Source organism: Variovorax sp. Soil_C_12, assembly GCF_057657375.1.
The window spans coordinates 964,541-982,872 of the sequence record NZ_JBDGIO010000001.1; the positions used below are offsets into that span (position 1 = coordinate 964,541).

The window sequence follows — 18,332 nt, forward strand, 5'->3', positions numbered from 1 at the left end:
AAGATAACCCTATGACCGCGCCGGTCCCTTTTGCCTTAGGAGGAAACCGGTTTCGCCCAACGCTTCAACGCAGGACTTCCAGCAACCGGTCGAGGCCGCCGTCGTCGATCGCCACCATGGCCTCCTCGCGCACCTTGGGCTTGGCGTGGTAGGCCACCGACAGGCCGGCCTCGCGCATCATCGGCAGGTCGTTGGCGCCGTCGCCGACCGCGATGCATTCGGCGGGCGAGATGCCCATCAGTGAGGCGACTTCGAGCAGGGTGCGGCGCTTTTCCGCGCCGTCGCAGATGTCGCCCCAGGATTGCATCGCCACGCGGCCGGTGAGCTTGCCGTCGGCCTCGTCGAGCAGGTTGGAGCGCGCGAAGTCGATGCCCAGGCGCTCCTTCACGCGGTTGGCGAAGAAGGTGAAGCCGCCGGAGACCAGCAGCACCTTGAGCCCTGCCGCCTTGCAGGCCGACACCAGCACCTCGGCGCCGGGGTTGAGGCGCAGGCGCTGGTCGTAGACCTCCTGCAGCGCCGTGACCGGCACGCCCTGCAGCAGGGCCACGCGGCGGCGCAGGCTTTCCTTGAAGTCCTTGATTTCGCCGCGCATCGTCGCCTCGGTGATGGCGGCGACCTCGGCCTTCTTGCCGACCGCGTCGGCGATCTCGTCGATGCACTCGATGTTGATCAGCGTCGAGTCCATGTCGAAGGCGATCAGCTTGAAGTCGGCGAGCTTCAGGGGTGGGATGAAGCGCTGGATGACGAGGCCGGAGTTACTCATGCTCATGGGCTGATTTCAGCCAGTTTTCGATGGCAAGTCCGGGCACGCGCCGGAATTCGTTTTCGTTGTCGGTCACCAGTGTTGCTTCGAGTGCCAGCGCATGGGCGGCGATCAGCAAATCGTTGGGGCCGATCGGCTTGCCAAGCTGTTCGAGGTGGGCGCGAATGTCTGCATAGATCGGCGCCGCGGCAACAGGCAGGTCACGAACTTCGATGACAGACATGGCTCGGCCATACGCGTCGGCAAGTCGTGGCGATCCCTTTCGAGCCACACCAAATCGCAGCTCGCAGTCCACCACGGCGCTCGTGCAGATCCTGCCATCGGGCTGTTCTTGCGCCAGCCGCTGGATTTGCGCTGCGACCTTGCCGCCTGGATGGCGCATCAACTCGGAGATGATGTTCGTGTCCAGCAGGCGCAACCCATGCGTTGCGGCTTCGGCGCTCATAGATCGACGTCGTCCAGCGGTAGCAGGCCTTCATCGACATCGGGGAAGTCCTCGTCCAGCGTCTCCATGGTCGCCAAGACCGCCGCCAAGCCAGCCAGGGTGCCTTTGCGCGGCACAGGGTACACGGGCTCGATCACGAGCGTATCGCCCTCGCGTCGCATCAGCGCCTCGTTCCCCGGAAGCTCGAATTCGCGCGGGATGCGCACGGCCTGATTTGCGCCGTTGCGAAACAGACGGACATTGCGGGTAGGAAGGTGAGGGTCAGACATGGCTGCAGTCTAGCCTATGCCTTGGCATATGCCAAGGCGCCGTCTTCTTGCACCTTCGGCTGGCCCAAGCTGCGCAGCACGTCCCGCACCATCTGCGCCCGCTCCTTCGGCTCCTTGAGCTCCCGCTCGATGCGCAGCTTCTCGTTGCCGGCCAGCTTGATGTGCTTGTTCTTCTGGATCAGCTGGATGATGGCCATCGAGTCGACCGGCGGGTCCTTCTTGAAGCTGATGTGGATCACGCCCGGCGCGGCGTCGACCTTGACCACGCCGTAGGGCCGCGCCAGCACGCGCAGCCGGTGTACGTCGATCAGCGTCTGCGCCTGCGGCGGCAGCTTGCCGAAGCGGTCGACGATTTCCTCGAGCAGGGTGTCGATCTGGTCGGAGGTCTTCGCAGTCGCGAGCTTCTTGTAGAAGGACAGGCGCAGGTGCACGTCGCCGCAGTAGTCCTCGGGCAGCAGGGCGGGCGCGTGCAGGTTGATCTCGGTGGTGACCGACAGCGGCGCCAGCAGGTCGGGCTCCTGGCCGGCCTTGAGGGAGCGCACCGCCTCGGCCAGCATCTCGTTGTAGAGCTGGAAGCCGATCTCCATCATGTTGCCGCTCTGGTTCTCGCCCAGCACCTCGCCGGCGCCGCGGATCTCCAGGTCGTGCATCGCGAGGTAGAAACCAGAGCCCAGCTCCTCCATCTGCTGGATGGCGTCGAGGCGTTGTGCGGCCTGCTTGGTCAGGCCCTCGATGTCCGGCACCATCAGGTAGGCATAGGCCTGGTGGTGGCTGCGGCCGACGCGGCCGCGCAGCTGGTGCAACTGTGCCAGGCCGAACTTGTCGGCGCGGCTCATCACGATGGTGTTGGCGCTCGGCACGTCGATGCCGGTCTCGATGATGGTCGAGCACAACAGCAGGTTGTAGCGCTGGGCCACGAAGTCGCGCATCACGCGCTCCAGCTCACGCTCGGGCATCTGGCCGTGGGCGACCGCGATGCGGGCCTCGGGCAGGATCTGCTCCAGCTTCTGGCGCCGGTTCTCGATGGTCTCGACCTCGTTGTGCAGGAAGTAGACCTGCCCGCCGCGCTTGAGCTCGCGCAGCACGGCCTCGCGGATCACGCCCGTGCCCTCGTTGCGCACGAAGGTCTTGATCGCCAGGCGGCGCTGCGGCGCGGTGGCGATCACGCTGAGGTCGCGCAGGCCTTCCAGCGCCATGCCGAGCGTGCGCGGGATCGGCGTGGCGGTGAGGGTGAGCACGTCCACCTCGGCGCGCAAGGCCTTCATCGCCTCCTTGTGGCGCACGCCGAAGCGATGCTCCTCGTCGATGATGAGCAGGCCCAGGTTCTTGAACTTCACGGTGCCGGAGAGCAGCTTGTGCGTGCCGACCACGATGTCGACGCTGCCGTCGGCCAGGCCCTTGGCGGCTGCATTGATTTCCTTGGTCGAGCGGAAGCGGCTCATCTCGGCGACCTTGATGGGCCACTTGCCGAAGCGGTCCATCAAGGTCTGGTGGTGCTGCTCGGCAAGCAGCGTGGTGGGCGCGAGGAAGGCCACCTGCTTGCCGCCGGTCACCGCGACGAAGGCGGCGCGCAGGGCCACTTCGGTCTTGCCGAAGCCCACGTCGCCGCAGACCAGGCGGTCCATCGGCTGGGGCGAGATCATGTCCTGGATGACGGCGTGGATCGCGGCCTTCTGGTCAGCGGTCTCGTCGAAGCCGAAGTCGTTGGCGAAGACCTCGTAGTCGGCGGCCGAGAAGCGGAAGGCATGGCCTTCGCGCGCGGCACGCCGGGCATAGATGTTGAGCAGCTCGGCGGCCGAGTCGCGCACCTGCTCGGCGGCCTTGCGCTTGGCTTTCTCCCACTGGCCCGAGCCGAGTTTGTGCAGCGGCGCCTCGTCGGCGCTGACGCCGGTGTAGCGGCTGATCAGGTGCAACTGCGCGACCGGCACGTAGAGCGTGGCCTTGTCGGCGTATTCCAGGTGCAGCATCTCCTGCAGCATCGGCTTGCCTTCGGCATCGGTGCCCTGGCCCAGGTCCATGTGGACCAGGCCGCGGTAGCGCCCGATGCCGTGCGCCGAATGCACCACCGGGTCGCCGACGGCCAGCTCGCTCAGGTCCTTGATCAGCGCCTCGACGTCGCTGACCTGCTCCTGCTTGCGGTTGCGCCGGCGGGCCGAGGGCGCGGTGGCGAAGAGCTCGGTCTCGGTGACGAAGTCGATGCCCTGTTCGGTCCAGGCGAAGCCGGCCACCAGGGCGGCGGTGGCGATGCCGATTTTCTCGTCGGGCGAGGCCTCGAACTCGGCCAGCGAGTCGAAGGCGGGCGGGCTCACGCCGCTGGCGCGCAGGAAGTCGAGCAGGCTCTCGCGGCGGCCGTCGCTTTCGGCGAGGACGAGCACGCGGTGCGGGGTGGCGGCGATGTGGGCCTTGAGCTTGACCAGCGGATCGTCGGCGCCGCGGACGACGGCGAAGGGGGGGAGCGCCTGGAATTCGGCGTAGGGGCCGCCTTCACCCGCGCCTTCCGGATTTGCTCCTTCTCCCTCCGGGAGAGGGCTGCCCCCACCTCGAATCGCCAGCTGCGCGTGCGGCTTCGCCCGCTGATAGAACTGCTCCGCACTCAGGAACAAGGCCTCCGGCGGCAGCGCCGGCCGCTCCGGATCGCCCCGCACCAGCCGATAGCGCTCGCCCGTGTCCTGCCAGAAATGCTGGAACGCCGGTTCGAGCTCGCCATGCAGCACCACGGTCGTGTCCGCCCCGAGGTAGTCGAACACCGTGGCCGTCTCCTCGAAGAAGAGCGGCAGGTAGTACTCGATACCGGCGGTGGCGACGCCGTTGCCCATGTCCTTGTAGAGCCGGCTGCGCGTGGGATCGCCCTCCAGCAGCTCGCGCCAGCGGCTGCGGAAGCGCGCGCGGGCTTCGTCGTCCATCGGGAACTCGCGGCCGGGCAGCAGGCGCACCTCGGGCACGGGGTAGAGGCTGCGCTGGGTGTCGGGGTCGAAGGTGCGGATCGAGTCGATCTCGTCGTCGAACAAGTCGACCCGGAAGGGCACCTGCGAGCCCATCGGGAACAGGTCGATCAGCCCGCCGCGCACCGCGTACTCGCCGGGGCTCACGACCTGGGTCACATGGCTGTAGCCGGCCAGCGTGAGCTGGGCCTTGAGCTTGGATTCCTCCAGCTTCTGCTTGGCCTTGAAGTGGAAGGTGTAGCCCGCCAGGAAAGCCGGCGGCGCCAGGCGATAGAGCGCGGTGGTGGCGGGCACCAGCACCAAGTCGGCCTCTTTCTGGCTGATGCGCCACAGGGTGGCGAGGCGTTCGCTGATCAGGTCCTGGTGCGGCGAGAAGCTGTCGTAGGGCAGCGTCTCCCAGTCGGGGAAGAGGGCGCAGCGCAACTCGGGCGCGAAGAAGGCGAGCTCGTCGATCAGCCGCTGCGCATCGTTGGCGTCGGCGGTGAAGACGGCGCTCGCGCGGCCGGCCGATTTCTCGCGTTCGGCCAGCTGCGCCAGCAGCAGCGCATCGGCGGAGAGAGGAGGGCGCGGCAGCGTGAAGCGCTTGCCTGCGGTGAGAGCGGGGAGGTGCATGAAGTGCCAGGGAAATGCAGAACACCCCGCGCCGGTCGGCGAGGGGTGTGAGGGTCGAGCCGATTCTAGAATGGCTGCCCCTTCGCCGTTGGCTCCGGCCGGACCCCATGACCCCTTCCCGTCTTTTCGTCCTGATTCCCTGCGGGGGCTCCGGCAGCCGCGCCGGCGGCACGGGCCCCAAGCAGTACCAGCGCCTGGCCGGACGGCCGATGGTGCGCCACACCCTGGAGGCCTTTCGCGCCCTGGCGGGCCGCTTCGCCGGTATTGCGCTGGTGGTGTCGCCGCAGGACCGCGAGGTGGCGGCCGCGCTGCCGCGTTTTCCGGCCGAGGGCGAACACCTGCTGCAGGTCGGCGGCGCGACGCGCGCGGCCACCGTGCGCAACGGGCTGCTGGCGCTCAAGCAGTCGGCCGGCGCCGGCCCGCACGACTGGGTGCTGGTGCACGATGCAGCGCGCTGCCTGGTGACGCCGACGCAGATCGAGGCCCTGATCGCGGCCTGCGAGCACGATCCGGTCGGCGGCCTGCTGGCCCACCGCCTGCCGGACACCCTGAAGGTCGCCTCGCCCGAGGGCCGCGTCGCGAGCACGCTGACCCGCGCCGACAAATGGCTGGCCCAGACGCCGCAGATGTTCCGCATCGGCATGCTGCTCGATGCACTGGAGCGCGCCGGCGATTCGGTGACCGACGAGGCCAGCGCGATCGAGGCCATCGGCCTCGCGCCCCTGCTGGTGCCCGGCAGCGCGCAGAATTTCAAGCTCACCTATCCCGAGGACTTCGCGCTGGCCGAGGCGGTCTTGCACAGCCGACGCGGCGCAAAGACATGAACGCATTCGACATCCGCGTCGGCGAGGGCTGGGATGTGCACCAGCTGGTCGCCGGCCGCAAGCTGATCCTGGGCGGCGTGGAGGTTCCGCACAGCACGGGCCTGCTGGGCCATTCCGACGCCGACGTGCTGCTGCATGCCATCACCGATGCCCTGCTGGGCGCGGCCGGGCTGGGCGACATCGGCCGCCACTTCCCCGACACCGATGCGCAGTTCCGCGGCGCCGACTCGGCGGTGCTGCTGGCCGAGGCGGCGCGGCGCGTGCGCGCGGCGGGCTGGCAGATCGGCAACATCGACAGCACCGTGATCGCGCAGGCACCGAAGCTGGCACCGCATATCCCGGCCATGTGCGCACGCATCGCGGCCGCGCTCGAGCTCGCGCCCGACCGGGTGAACGTCAAGGCCAAGACAGCGGAGAAGCTCGGCCCGGTGGGCGAGGGCCGAGCGATGGAAGCGCGCGCGGTGGCGCTGCTGCACCGCTGAGACGGCTTATTTGCTCGCCTGCTGGTTCTTGCCTGGCGGGGGAGCCTCGGGCTTGATCGAAGCTGCGCGCGGCATGCGGATATGCGCCGCGAGCCCGCGGCCCGGCGTGCTGGTCAAGGCGAAGGTGCCGCCCATGCGCTCGATGTTCTTGGTCACGATCGACAGGCCCAGGCCCGCGCCGGCCGCCGAGGTGCGCGCGACGTCGCCGCGGAAGAAGGGCTTGCTCAGCTGCGACAGCAGGGCCGGCGCCACGCCGGCACCGTGGTCGCGCACCTTGATCAGCACGGCGTCGTTGTGGGCCTGCGCCTGGATCGTGATGTCGGCCACGCCGGTGGAGGGCGTCTTGCCGTAGCGCCGCGCGTTCTCGACCAGGTTGGAGATCACGCGTTGCAGCTCGACCTCGTCGGCCATCACGCGCAGGTCGGCGGGCACGTCGACCGTGATCTTGATGTCCTCGTGATCCTGCACGGCGTAGGTGCAGGCGTCGATCACGTCGCGCAGCAGCACCGGCTTGAAGTCGACGTGGTCGGGGCGCGCGTAGTCGAGGAACTTGTCGATGATGGCGTCGAGCTGCGCGATGTCGGCCGCCATGTGCTCGCGCGCGTCCTCGTCGGTCACGCTCATCTCGGTCTCCAGGCGCAGGCGCGCCAGCGGCGTGCGCAGGTCGTGCGAGATGCCGGCCAGCATCACGGCGCGGTCCTGCTCGATCTTGGCGAGCTGGTCGGCCATGCGGTTGAAGCCGACATTGACCGCGCGGATCTCGTTGGTGCGGGCGCGCTCGTCGAGGCGGTGCGCCTCGTACTCGCCCTCGCGCACCTGCATGGTGGCGCGCGACAGCTGCTTGAGCGGCAGATTGATCAGGCGCGTGATCAGCGCCGCGCCGGCCAGCGAGAGGGCCATCGTCGTCACCAGCCAGATCAGCCAGGTGCGGCCGCCGAAACGGGTGAAGCGCGTGGGGTCGAGCAGCAGCCAGTAGGCATCGCTCTCGATCGTGAAGCCGATCCAGAGGCCGGGCTCGTCGTTGACGCGGCTGGCCACGGTGGTGCCTTCACCGAGGCGGTCGATCAACTCCTCGGTCACGCGCGCGTCGAGGGCGCCGGTGGTGTAGGGCAGGAAGCGGTCGTTGGGCTCGCGCGGCAGGATGCGCACGCCCTCCTGGTCGGCCAGGGTCTTGATCAGCGAGACGCGGGTGATGGCGTCGGAATAGACCAGCGCCGCGCGCGTGAGATTGACCAGCGATGCGATCTGGTGCGCCGTCTGGATGGCGCGCGGCTCGTACTCGAGGGCGCGGAAGGTCTGCAGCCAGGCGACCGTGCAGCCGACCAAGAGCAGCACCAGCAGGAAGAAGGTGCGCCAGAACAGGCTCAGGCCGAGCTGCAGCCGCGGCTTGCGCCGAGGCTGGCCGAGGCCCTCCAGCGGGCTCGGCAAGGTGACCTGGGGGCCGTCTTCGCCTAGGGGGCTGGGTGTTGTGGTTTTGGGGCCGAAAGTGGCGGCCACGAAAGTTCAGCGCCTCACGTAGTGCCGTCCGGCACGAACACGTAGCCGACGCCCCAGACCGTCTGGATGTAGCGCGGCGCCGCGGCATCGGACTCGACCAGCTTGCGCAGGCGCGAGATCTGCACGTCCAGGCTGCGGTCGAAGGGCTCGAACTCGCGGCCGCGCGCCAACTGGGCCAGCTTCTCGCGCGACAGCGGCTGGCGCGGATGCCGCACCAGGGCCTTGAGCATCGCGAACTCGCCGGTGGTGAGCGAGAGCTCCTCGCCGTCCTTCTTGAGCGTGCGCGAGCCGAGGTCGAAGCTGAAGGGGCCGAAGTTCACCGTCTCGTTGTCGGTGGAGGGGGCGCCTGGCGCTTCGAGCGGCGGGCGGCGTCGCAGCACCGCGTGCACGCGCGCCAGCAGCTCGCGCGGGTTGAAGGGCTTGCCCAGGTAGTCGTCGGCACCGACCTCCAGGCCGACGATGCGGTCGACGTCCTCGCCCTTGGCGGTCAGCATGATGATGGGCGTGCGGTCGTTGGCGGCGCGAAGTCGTCGGCAGACCGAGAGGCCGTCCTCGCCGGGCATCATCAGGTCGAGCACGATCAGGTCGACCGTGTCGCGCAACAGGATGCGATTGAGGGCCTTGCCGTCTTCCGCCACGATGACCTCGAAGCCTTCCTGGGTCAGGTAGCGGCGCAGCAGGTCGCGGATGCGTGCGTCGTCGTCGACGATCACGATCTTGTCTGTGCGGGCTGGTGCTTGATTCATTTCTACAACGCCGAATTTGTAACAACGCCAATTTTGAGGGTGTTGCAGGCTCATTGACGCGCTTTTCACAATGGTTTGACACTAAGTTACAAAACTTGCGGGCGCTAGCCGTCCAGACGTCTGGGCTATGGGTAGCGGTGGCACAGTCATTCGAAGCCCTACACCTCGCCATGAAATTCTTTCTTTTCGCCTCGTCTTTTGTGCTGCTGCTGTGCAGCGCGCTGCCGGCTGCCGCGGAGCCCTGGGGCTTCGTGCGGGTGGGCGATCAGCGGCGCAACGAAGTGCGCGACGCCGTCGAGGCGCACCGGGCGGCCAAGCGCGAGGAGGTGCGGCGCCAGGAGGCCGCGGCCGGTCGCCGGCTCACCCCGGCCGAGCTGGCCGAGCTCAGGCAGCAGGTGCGCCAGCAGTGGGTGCCGCGGCCGGATCCCGGGGCGGAACTCCGCACGGAGCTGATCCATTCGGCAGAGTCGCAGCCGGCCGAGCGCCTGGTGCCCGGCCCCGCGCCGAAAGGCAACCTGCTGACCGCGCCGCGCAGCCAACGTCAGTGAGCACGGCCCCGCGGGGCATGATGCGTTTTTTCTTTCTCGATGGAATTGCTCGCCTTGAAAAAAATCAGGAAGCTCGCGGCCTGCGCCGCATTGATGTGTGCCGGGGTCGCCATGGCCCAGAGCGCGCCGTGGACTCCGCCGCAGAACGTGCTGCAGCTGTCGGCGACCGGCACGGTCGAAACGCAGCAGGACCTGTTGTCCATGACCCTCAGCACCAGCCGCGATGCGGCCGATGCCGCCAGCGTGCAGACCCAGCTCAAGACCGCGCTGGACGCCGCGCTGGCCGAAGCGCGCAAGAACGCCCAGCCCGGGCTGCTCGACGTGCGCACCGGCAACTTCAGCCTGGTGCCGCGCTACACGCGTGACGGCAAGATCTCCGGCTGGCAGGGCACGACGGAGCTGGTGCTGGAGGGCAAGGATTTCCCGCGCATCACGCAGACGGCCGGCCGCATCTCGACGCTCACCGTCGGCGGCATCGGCTTCGGGCTGAGCCGCGAGCAGCGCGCCAAGGTCGAGGCCGAGGCCCAGACCATCGCGATCGAGAACTTCAAGCAGAAGGCGGCCGAGCTGGCCAAGGGCTTCGGCTTCGGCGGCTACACGCTGCGCGAGGTGTCGGTCAACGCCAACCAGGGCCCGCCGATCCGGCCGCGCATGATGGCGGCGGAGGCCTCGTCGAAGATGTCGTATGACGCCGCGGTGCCGGTCGAGGCCGGCAAGACCAGCGTGGTCGTCAACGTCTCGGGATCGGTGCAGCTCAAGTAGCGCCGCGGCGCGGCTATTGCGCCGTCCAGCCGCCGTCGACCTGCCACGCCACGCCGCGCACCTGGTCGGCGGCCGGCGAGCACAGGAAAACCGCGAGGCCGCCCAATTGCTCGACCGTGGTGAACTGCAGCGAAGGCTGTTTCTCGCCGAGCAGGTCGTTCTGGGCCTGCGCGGCCGAGATGCCTTCGCGCGCCGAGCGGTCGTCGATCTGCTTCTGCACCAGCGGCGTCAGCACCCAGCCCGGGCAGATCGCGTTGCAGGTGACGCCGGTGGTGGCGGTCTCGAGCGCCACTGCCTTGGTGAGGCCGACGATGCCATGCTTGGCCGCAACATAGGCCGACTTCTGCGCCGAGGCCACGAGTCCGTGCGCCGAGGCAATGTTGACAATGCGGCCCCAGTTGGCCTCGCGCATCGCGGGCACCGCAAGCCGCGTGGTGTGGAAGGCGCTGGTGAGGTTGATGGCGATCACCGCGTCCCAACGCTCGACGGGGAAGTCCTCGACCTTCGCGACATGCTGGATGCCGGCGTTGTTGACCAGGATGTCGACGCGGCCGAACCTGGCGGCTGCGAACTTCATCATGTCTTCGATGTCCGACGGCTTGCTCATGTCGGCGCCGTGGTAGTCGGCCTTCACGCCCAGCGCTTCGATCTCCGCCCGGGGCTTGCCCGCGTCGCCGAATCCGTTGAGCACGATGCTGGCGCCCTGTTGCGCCAGCGCCTTCGCGATGCCGAGCCCGATGCCACTGGTGGACCCCGTGACAAGCGCGGTTTTGCCTTTGAGCATGATGATCAATCTCCGGATGAATTAGGATGCAACGAGCCCATTATCTTCACCGTGATCCCCCCCGTTCCATGATCGAGCCTGTCGTCCATCGCACCACCTGGGAGGGGGTGATCGAGTGAAGCGTGACCAACCCGGCCTCTCGATGTCCGGTGCTTCCGTGGTCGACTATCCGCTCTCGGCCGCGACCGCGGAGCGCACGCCGGTGCAGGAGAACATGCTCGCGCGGGCACGTGCCTTCGCCGAGCCCCTGATCGCCGACGAGACGCTGGACACCGGCGAGAACACCCTCTCCCACGCCGACGCCGTGGCCGCGATCGTGGCGGCGATGGGCGGGTCGGAGGCGATGCAGGCGGCCAGCTACCTGGTCTATTCCTGCCAGCACCTGAACCGGCCGCTGGAGGTGATCGCCAAGGTCTTCGGCGACAACTTTGCGTTGCTCGCGGTCGAGACCACCAAGCTCGTGCACGTGCAGAAGCAGGCGCGGTCGGTCACGGCCAGCGCGCACATCGGCGATGGCGCCGGCACGCAGACCGAGTACGTGCGCAAGATGCTGCTCGCGTTCTCGCGCGATCTGCGCGTGGTGATGCTGCGCCTCGCGTCGCGACTGCAGACGCTGCGCTACGCGGCGGCTTCCAAGAAGCCGGTGCCCGAGAGCGTGGCGCGCGAATCCCTGCAGGTGTTCGCGCCGCTGGCGAACCGGCTCGGCATCTGGCAGGTCAAGTGGGAGATCGAGGACCTGTCCTTCCGCTTCCTCGAGCCCGAGACCTACAAGCTCATCGCGCGCCTGCTCGACGAGAAGCGCGTGGAGCGCGAAGGCTACGTCGAGCAGCTGCGCGCGCGGCTCGAGCGCGAGCTGGCCGGGGAGGGCGTCAAGGCCGCGGTGCAGGGGCGCCCCAAGAACATCTACAGCATCGTCAAGAAGATGCGCGGCAAGTCGCTGGACTTCGCGCAGGTCTTCGACATCCTGGCGCTGCGCGTGGTGGTGGCCGACGTCAAGGACTGCTATGCGGCACTGGCCTGGGTGCATTCGCATTTCCAGCCGATCGACGAGGAGTTCGACGACTACATCGCGCGTCCCAAGCCCAACGGCTACCAGTCGCTGCACACCGTGGTGCGCGAAGTGGTGAACGGACAGGCCGGCAAGCCGATCGAGATCCAGATCCGCACCGAGGAGATGCACGACCATGCCGAGCACGGCGTGGCTGCGCACTGGGCCTACAAGGAAGCGGGCCACAAGGGCTATGCCGGCGTTTGGGCGAGCGGCGAGTACGACGCCAAGATTGCAGTGCTGCGCCAGTTGCTGGCCTGGGAGCGCGACCTGTCGGGCGGCTCGCAGGGACAGGGCCTGTTCGACGACCGCATCTACGTGCTGACACCCGATGCCGCGATCGTCGAGTTGCCTCAGGGCGCAACGGCGGTCGACTTCGCCTACTCGGTGCACACCAGCCTGGGCCATCGCTGCCGCGGCGCACGCGTCGATGGCGCGATGGTGCCGCTGAACACGCCGCTGCAGAACGGGCAGACGGTCGAGATCATCGCGGCGAAAGAGGGCGGTCCTTCGCGCGACTGGCTCAACGCCGAGCTGGGCTACCTCGCCAGCCATCGCGCGCGCGCCAAGGTGCGCGCCTGGTTCAATGCGCAGATCACGCACGAGACCGTGGCGCGCGGTCGCGAGGCGGTCGAGAAGGTCCTGCAGCGCGAGGGCAAGACTGCGCTGAAGCTCGACGACCTGGCGTCGCAGCTGGGCTTCAAGTCGGCCGACCACTTGTTCGAAGTGGTGGGCAAGGACGAGTTCTCGCTGCGCAATATCGAGATGCTGCTGCGCCCGCCCGAGCCCGCACCGGGACCGGACGATGGCGTGATCATCAAGAAGGCGCGGGCCGGCGACAGCTCGGGCAAGGGCGGCGTGCTGGTGGTCGGCGTCTCTTCGCTGATGACGCAGCTCGCCAAGTGCTGCAAGCCTGCGCCACCCGACGCGATCCGCGGTTTCGTCACGCGCGGCCATGGCGTCAGCATCCATCGCGCCGACTGCAGCAATTTCCGCATGATGGCGGGGCGTGATGCCGAGCGCGTGATCGATGTGGAGTGGGGTGAGCGGCGCGGCGGCGATGGCTCGGTCTATGCAGTCGACGTGGCCGTGGAGGCCGCCGATCGTCAGGGCCTCCTGCGCGACATCTCCGACGTGTTCGCGCGCGAGAAGATGAACGTCATCGGCGTGCAGACGCAGTCCGTCAAGGGCACGGCCTGGATGACCTTCACCATCGAGATCGCCGATGCGGCGCGGCTGACGCAGGTGCTCGGCGTGGTCCGCGCTGTGACCGGCGTGCGTTCCGCGCGACGCCGCTGAGGTGCTCGGAAAAAGCGCTCTCGCGGGCTGCTATACTTCGGCCTCTCGAACAAACTCACAGGCGCGTAGCTCAGCTGGTTAGAGCACCACCTTGACATGGTGGGGGTCGTTGGTTCGAGTCCAATCGCGCCTACCAATCTTCCTTTTCCCCGATCGCAGCAGCCGCACCAACCAAGCGGCTGCCTCGCGGCTCCGGCTCTTCGCCGTACGCTGCCGCACCGGTCGGGAGCATGTACCCCCGCATGGTCTAGTCCCTTCGTCGACTGGCAGATACGCCGACAGTTGTGGTAACTTGGCCATCCATCATCACCACTTCATTGACCCAGGGAAACGATGACCACGCCTGAGGCTGAGACCGGTCCGGCACTCGAGGAGCTCCGCCTCGCCGCCCTGCTGCGGCAGGCCCCATTGGAGTTCGCGCGCGTGGTCTACGGACTCAACGACCGCGCCAACGGGCGTGCCGGCACCATGGCGGCCGAGGACGTCGCGCGAACGGTGCGCCAGGGGTCCCCCGTGACGAGGGAGCGCGCGGAGCAGCGTGCGCGCGGCTATCTGCCGCTGGCGGGCCACGAGCATTGCCCGCGCTGCTGGGTCTTCAACGGAGTCAAGACCCCCTTGCACTTCCGTGATGCCACCGAGGAACGCCCCGAGTCGGCGGTCTGCAAGGTGTGCGGCGCCGAGTACGCCACCGCGCTGGATTGACGGCAATTTCCGGTCAGGGTAAACCTTGGCGCGGTGCAGCAAAACCGCTCCCTAGAATGGTTTGCGCGTCAAGGCGCGAAAACCTCAAGGAGTCCTTAGTGCAGAGCAAGAAGTCCGCCGGCGACAAGCCGACGCAGCGGGTGATCAAGAAATATCCCAACCGCAGGCTCTACGACACGGAAACCTCCGCCTACATCACGCTCACCGAGGTCAAGCAGCTGGTCATGAGCAAGTCGCCCTTCGTGGTGCGCGACGCCAAGAGCGGCGACGATCTGACGCGCAGCATCCTGCTGCAGATCATTCTCGAGGAGGAGGCCGGCGGCGCGCCGATGTTCACCGAGGAAGTGCTGGCCAACATCATCCGCTTCTACGGTCATGCCATGCAGGGCTACATGGGCCCTTATCTCGAGAAGAACATCCAGGCCATGGCCGAGGTGCAGGCGCAACTGGCCGAGAAGGCGCAGGTGCTGACGCCCGAGATGTGGGCGCGCTTCATGACCCTGCAGTCGCCCATGCTGCAGGGACTGATGGGCAACTATGTCGAGCAGTCGAAGAACGTGTTCCTGCAGATGCAGGAGCAGATGCAGAAAAACACCGAGCAAGTGCTGGGCGCTTTCGGCCTCAAGCGACCCCCCGGCGGCCAGACGGAGCGTTAGCGGGGACAATAGGGGGTTATGAGCGAAGTAGCCTCCCCTGAACATATTGCCGCACCGACCACTCCCAAGGTCGGTTTCGTGAGCCTGGGCTGTCCCAAGGCACTCACGGATTCCGAGTTGATCCTCACCCAGTTGAGCGCCGAGGGCTACCAGACCTCCAAGACCTTCGAGGGCGCCGACCTGGTGATCGTCAACACCTGCGGCTTCATCGACGATGCGGTCAAGGAGAGCCTGGACACCATCGGCGAGGCGCTGGCCGAGAACGGCCGCGTGATCGTGACCGGCTGCCTGGGGGCGAAGGCCGGCGAAGGCGGCGGCAACCTGGTGCGCCAGATGCATCCCAGCGTGCTGGCCGTCACGGGTCCGCACGCGACGCAGGAGGTGATGGACGCGGTGCATGCGAACCTGCCCAAGCCGCACGACCCCTTCATCGACCTGGTACCGCAGGCCTTCGGCGTCGCCGGCTTGAAGCTGACGCCGCGGCACTATGCCTATCTGAAGATCAGCGAGGGCTGCAACCATCGCTGCACCTTCTGCATCATCCCCTCGATGCGCGGCGACCTGGTGTCGCGGCCGGTGGGCGATGTGCTCGCCGAGGCCAAGGCCCTGTTCGAGGGCGGCGTCAAGGAACTGCTGGTGATCAGCCAGGACACCTCCGCCTACGGCGTCGACGTCAAGTACCGCACCGGCTTCTGGGATGGCAAGCCGGTCAAGACGCGCATGCTGGAACTGGTGCGCACGCTGGGCGAGATCGCCGAGCCCTACGGCGCATGGGTGCGGCTGCACTATGTGTACCCCTATCCCAGCGTCGACGAGATCATTCCACTGATGGCGAGCGGCCGGGTGTTGCCGTACCTCGACGTGCCGTTGCAGCACAGCCATCCCGAGGTCCTGCGGCGCATGAAGCGACCGGCCAGCGGCGAGAGGAACCTGGAGCGCATCGCGCGCTGGCGCGAGGTGTGCCCGGAACTGGTGATCCGCAGCACCTTCATCGCCGGCTTTCCCGGGGAAACGGAAGAGGAGTTCGAGCACCTGCTCGACTTCATCCGCGAGGCGGAGATCGACCGTGCGGGTTGCTTCGCCTACAGCCCGGTCCAGGGCGCCGCCGCCAACGAGATCCCAGGCATGCTGCCGGAGTCGGAACGCGAGGCGCGGCGTGCGCGCTTCATGGAAGTGGCCGAGGCGGTGTCGATCGCCAAGCTGCGCCGGCGCATCGGCGCCACCATGCAGGTGTTGGTCGATTCAGCGCCGGCACTGGGGCGCAAGGGTGGTGTCGGGCGGTCCTATGCCGATGCGCCCGAGATTGACGGCACCGTGCGGCTGTTGCCGCCCGAGAAGATCAGCAAGACCTTGAAGGTCGGCGAGTTCACGCGTGCGCGCATCGTCGGTGCCGAGGGGCACGACCTCGTCGCGCTGCCTGTCTGATGCGGCTTTCGACAGGCAAGAAAAAAGCCACCGGAGGCCGGTGGCTTGAATCGAAGATGACCCAGAGGGTTTATCTAAACTTGGTGCCCAGAAGAGGACTCGAACCTCCACGATGTTACTCGCTAGTACCTGAAACTAGTGCGTCTACCAATTCCGCCATCTGGGCCCACTTGCTGCTTGGGACTAGCCCCTCGCAACAGGTATTGAATTTCAGGAAAGAAAGAGAGTATATATCAAAAATTTGAGCCACTCCGGCGGTCTGCTGGACGAAGTCGAAGGCACGGTGCAAGGTCATCGCGATGGGCACGGTTTCGTGCAGCGTGACGATGGCGAAGCTGACATCTATCTGCCCCCCAACGAGATGCGCGCGGTGCTGCACAAGGACCGCGTCAAGGCGCGCGTCGTGCGCCAGGATCGCCGCGGCCGGCCCGAGGGCCGCGTGGTCGAGATCATCGAGCGGCCCGAGCAGCCGATCATCGGCCGCCTGCTGCACGAAGGCGGGATCTGGCTGGTCGCGCCCGAGGACAAGCGCTACGGCCAGGATGTGATGATCCCCAAGGGCGCGACCGGCACCGCCAAGGTCGGCCAGGTGGTGGTCGTGCAACTGACCGAGCCGCCCGCGCTGTTCGGCCAGCCGGTCGGCCGCGTCAAGGAAGTGCTGGGCGAGATCGACGACCCCGGCATGGAGATCGAGATCGCCGTGCGCAAGTACGGCGTGCCGCACGAGTTCTCCGAGTCCTGCCTGGCCGAGGCGAAGGCGCTGCCCGACAAGGTGCGCGCGGCCGACAAGAAGGGCCGCGTCGACCTGACCGATGTGCCGCTCGTCACCATCGACGGCGAGGACGCGCGCGACTTTGACGATGCCGTTTACTGCGAGCCCGCGAAGGTGGGCCGCGGCAAGGGCTGGCGCGTGCTGGTCGCGATCGCCGACGTCAGTGCCTATGTGCACACGGGCTCGGCCATCGACATCGATGCCTACGACCGCGCCACCAGCGTTTATTTCCCGCGCCGCGTGATCCCCATGCTGCCCGAGAAGCTATCCAACGGCCTGTGCTCGCTCAACCCCGAGGTCGAGCGCCTGTGCATGGTGTGCGACATGCTGGTGGCGGCCGATGGCGAGATCTACGCCTATCAGTTCTATCCGGCCGTGATGTGGAGCCATGCGCGCTTTACCTACACCGAGGTGGCCGCGATCCTCGGCAACACGCGCGGGCCGGAGGCGGCCAAGCGCAAGGAGCGGGTGAAGGACCTGCTGAACCTGCACGACGTCTATCGCGCACTGCTCTCGCAGCGCAGCAAGCGCGGTGCGGTCGACTTCGAGACCACCGAGACGCAGATCATCTGCGACGAGGTCGGCCGCATCGAAAAGATCGTGCCGCGCACCCGCAACGATGCGCACCGCCTGATCGAAGAGGCCATGCTCGCGGCCAACGTCTGCAGCGCGGACTTCATCGCCGAGGGCAAGCATCCCGGCCTGTACCGCGTGCACGAGGGCCCGACGCCCGAGAAGAAGGAGATCCTGCGCGGCTATCTGAAGGCCATGGGCGTGGGCCTGTCGATCACCGACGACCCCAAGCCCGGCGAGTTCCAGGCCATCGCGCAGGCGACCAAGGAGCGGCCCGACGCGCAGCAGATCCACACCATGCTGCTGCGTTCGATGCAGCAGGCGATCTACACGCCGATCAACAGCGGGCACTTCGGTCTGGCCTACGAGGCCTACACGCACTTCACCAGCCCGATCCGGCGCTATCCGGACCTGCTGGTGCATCGGGTGATCAAGGCCATCCTGGGCAAGACCAAGTACCAGTTGCCGATGCTGCCGACGCCGGGCGAGGCGCATGCCAAGCTCGCGAAGCGGTTGGCCTCGCGCGTGAAGGCGCCGACCGCCAAGCCGCAGAAGGCCACGGTCGCGCCAAGCAAGGAGGTCCTGGCCTGGGAGGCGGCCGGCCTGCATTGCAGTGCCAACGAGCGGCGCGCCGACGAGGCCAGCCGCGATGTCGAGGCCTGGCTCAAGTGCAAGTACATGCGCGAGCACCTGGGCGAGGAGTACGGCGGCGTCGTCACGGCGGCCACCACCTTCGGCATCTTCGTCACGCTCGATGCGATGTACGTCGAGGGTTTGGTGCACATCACCGAGCTCGGCGGCGAATACTTCAAGTTCGACGAGCAACGTCAAGAGCTGCGCGGCGAGCGCACGGGCATTCGCTACGCCATCGGCACCCGCGTGCGCGTGCAGGTGAGCCGCGTCGATCTCGATGGCCGCAAGATCGATTTCCGCCTGGTACGCGAGGGCGAGGAACTGAGCGCGCGCGCCTTGAAGGACAAGGGCATCGCGACCGGCGGCGTTCCCGCCAAGGCCTCGACCAAGCGCAGCGCGCGCAAGAAGCCCGAAACCGCTTCGGTCGAGCACAGCGAACACGCCGCCGGTGCAGCGCCGCAGTCGGCCATGCAGGCTTTCCGTTCGGCCGTCAAGAAGGCCGCCAACAAGATGAAAGGGCGCAAGCCGCGCCGTTGAAGGAGAAGCGAAG

At 67.4% G+C, this 18,332-nt stretch carries 16 protein-coding genes and 2 tRNA genes; 10 read left to right on the forward strand and 8 right to left on the reverse strand.

Annotation, left to right across the window (positions count from 1 at the left end):
* Positions 1–64: 64 nt before the first annotated feature.
* From serB to mfd, 4 genes are read right to left on the reverse strand one after another with little or no spacing between them, the layout of a single operon-like run.
* Positions 65–769, reverse strand: coding sequence for a phosphoserine phosphatase SerB (gene serB, locus AC3A6X_RS04800; protein WP_487841042.1), 705 nt, complete (start codon positions 767–769; stop codon positions 65–67).
* Positions 756–1,208, reverse strand: coding sequence for a PIN domain-containing protein (locus tag AC3A6X_RS04805; protein ID WP_487841043.1), 453 nt, complete (start codon positions 1,206–1,208; stop codon positions 756–758). The genes serB and AC3A6X_RS04805 overlap by 14 nt, the downstream gene beginning before the upstream one ends.
* The gene (locus AC3A6X_RS04810) at positions 1,205–1,477 is read right to left on the reverse strand and encodes an antitoxin (protein ID WP_487841044.1); all 273 of its coding nucleotides are present in this window, start codon (positions 1,475–1,477) and stop codon (positions 1,205–1,207) included. The genes AC3A6X_RS04805 and AC3A6X_RS04810 overlap by 4 nt, the downstream gene beginning before the upstream one ends.
* Before the next feature lie 14 nt (positions 1,478–1,491).
* Positions 1,492–5,031: a transcription-repair coupling factor gene (gene mfd / locus AC3A6X_RS04815; RefSeq protein ID WP_487841045.1), complete on the reverse strand. Its 3,540-nt coding sequence runs from the start codon at positions 5,029–5,031 to the stop codon at positions 1,492–1,494.
* 107 nt (positions 5,032–5,138) lie between these two features.
* Here mfd and ispD point away from each other — a divergent pair, with 107 nt between their 5' ends.
* Together ispD and ispF are read left to right on the forward strand one after the other, a co-directional pair.
* Positions 5,139–5,855: a 2-C-methyl-D-erythritol 4-phosphate cytidylyltransferase gene (ispD, locus tag AC3A6X_RS04820; RefSeq protein ID WP_487841046.1), complete on the forward strand. Its 717-nt coding sequence runs from the start codon at positions 5,139–5,141 to the stop codon at positions 5,853–5,855.
* A complete protein-coding gene (gene ispF, locus AC3A6X_RS04825; RefSeq protein ID WP_309961638.1) occupies positions 5,852–6,337 on the forward strand; it encodes a 2-C-methyl-D-erythritol 2,4-cyclodiphosphate synthase in 486 nt (161 codons plus the stop codon). The genes ispD and ispF overlap by 4 nt, the downstream gene beginning before the upstream one ends.
* A 6-nt stretch (positions 6,338–6,343) precedes the next feature.
* On the opposite strand, the gene AC3A6X_RS04830 is transcribed toward ispF, so the two are convergent.
* Together AC3A6X_RS04830 and ompR are read right to left on the reverse strand one after the other, a co-directional pair.
* On the reverse strand, positions 6,344–7,765 hold the full coding sequence (locus AC3A6X_RS04830; RefSeq protein WP_487841047.1) for a sensor histidine kinase: 1,422 nt from the start codon (positions 7,763–7,765) through the stop codon (positions 6,344–6,346).
* Positions 7,766–7,848: 83 nt separating this feature from the next.
* On the reverse strand, positions 7,849–8,580 hold the full coding sequence (gene ompR, locus AC3A6X_RS04835; protein WP_028250078.1) for an osmolarity response regulator transcription factor OmpR: 732 nt from the start codon (positions 8,578–8,580) through the stop codon (positions 7,849–7,851).
* 170 nt (positions 8,581–8,750) lie between these two features.
* Between ompR and AC3A6X_RS04840 the strand changes: the two genes are divergently transcribed.
* Complete coding sequence (locus AC3A6X_RS04840; protein ID WP_487841048.1) at positions 8,751–9,128, forward strand: hypothetical protein; 378 nt, start codon at positions 8,751–8,753, stop codon at positions 9,126–9,128.
* A gap of 54 nt (positions 9,129–9,182) precedes the next feature.
* The gene (locus AC3A6X_RS04845; RefSeq protein ID WP_487841049.1) at positions 9,183–9,890 is read left to right on the forward strand and encodes an SIMPL domain-containing protein; all 708 of its coding nucleotides are present in this window, start codon (positions 9,183–9,185) and stop codon (positions 9,888–9,890) included.
* Between the two features lie 13 nt (positions 9,891–9,903).
* Here AC3A6X_RS04845 and AC3A6X_RS04850 read toward each other — a convergent pair whose 3' ends face one another.
* A complete protein-coding gene (locus AC3A6X_RS04850; RefSeq protein WP_487841050.1) occupies positions 9,904–10,674 on the reverse strand; it encodes a 3-hydroxybutyrate dehydrogenase in 771 nt (256 codons plus the stop codon).
* Positions 10,675–10,816: 142 nt separating this feature from the next.
* Between AC3A6X_RS04850 and AC3A6X_RS04855 the strand changes: the two genes are divergently transcribed.
* The 5 genes from AC3A6X_RS04855 to rimO all read left to right on the forward strand — a co-directional run bounded on the left by AC3A6X_RS04855 (position 10,817) and on the right by rimO (position 15,804).
* A complete protein-coding gene (locus AC3A6X_RS04855) occupies positions 10,817–13,021 on the forward strand; it encodes a RelA/SpoT family protein (RefSeq protein WP_487841105.1) in 2,205 nt (734 codons plus the stop codon).
* 59 nt (positions 13,022–13,080) lie between these two features.
* Positions 13,081–13,157 (forward strand) — tRNA-Val (locus AC3A6X_RS04860).
* Between the two features lie 197 nt (positions 13,158–13,354).
* Positions 13,355–13,723, forward strand: a complete 369-nt coding sequence (locus AC3A6X_RS04865) for a hypothetical protein (protein ID WP_487841051.1) — start codon at positions 13,355–13,357, stop codon at positions 13,721–13,723.
* A 56-nt stretch (positions 13,724–13,779) separates the two neighbouring features.
* Positions 13,780–14,379, forward strand: a complete 600-nt coding sequence (gene phaR, locus AC3A6X_RS04870; protein WP_487841052.1) for a polyhydroxyalkanoate synthesis repressor PhaR — start codon at positions 13,780–13,782, stop codon at positions 14,377–14,379.
* Positions 14,380–14,397: 18 nt separating this feature from the next.
* A complete protein-coding gene (gene rimO / locus AC3A6X_RS04875; protein WP_487841053.1) occupies positions 14,398–15,804 on the forward strand; it encodes a 30S ribosomal protein S12 methylthiotransferase RimO in 1,407 nt (468 codons plus the stop codon).
* An 81-nt stretch (positions 15,805–15,885) separates the two neighbouring features.
* On the opposite strand, the gene AC3A6X_RS04880 is transcribed toward rimO, so the two are convergent.
* A tRNA-Leu gene (locus AC3A6X_RS04880) sits at positions 15,886–15,970 on the reverse strand.
* Positions 15,971–16,045: 75 nt separating this feature from the next.
* On the opposite strand from AC3A6X_RS04880, the gene rnr reads away from it, so the two are divergent.
* The gene (gene rnr / locus AC3A6X_RS04885; protein WP_487841054.1) at positions 16,046–18,319 is read left to right on the forward strand and encodes a ribonuclease R; all 2,274 of its coding nucleotides are present in this window, start codon (positions 16,046–16,048) and stop codon (positions 18,317–18,319) included.
* Positions 18,320–18,332: the final 13 nt, after the last annotated feature.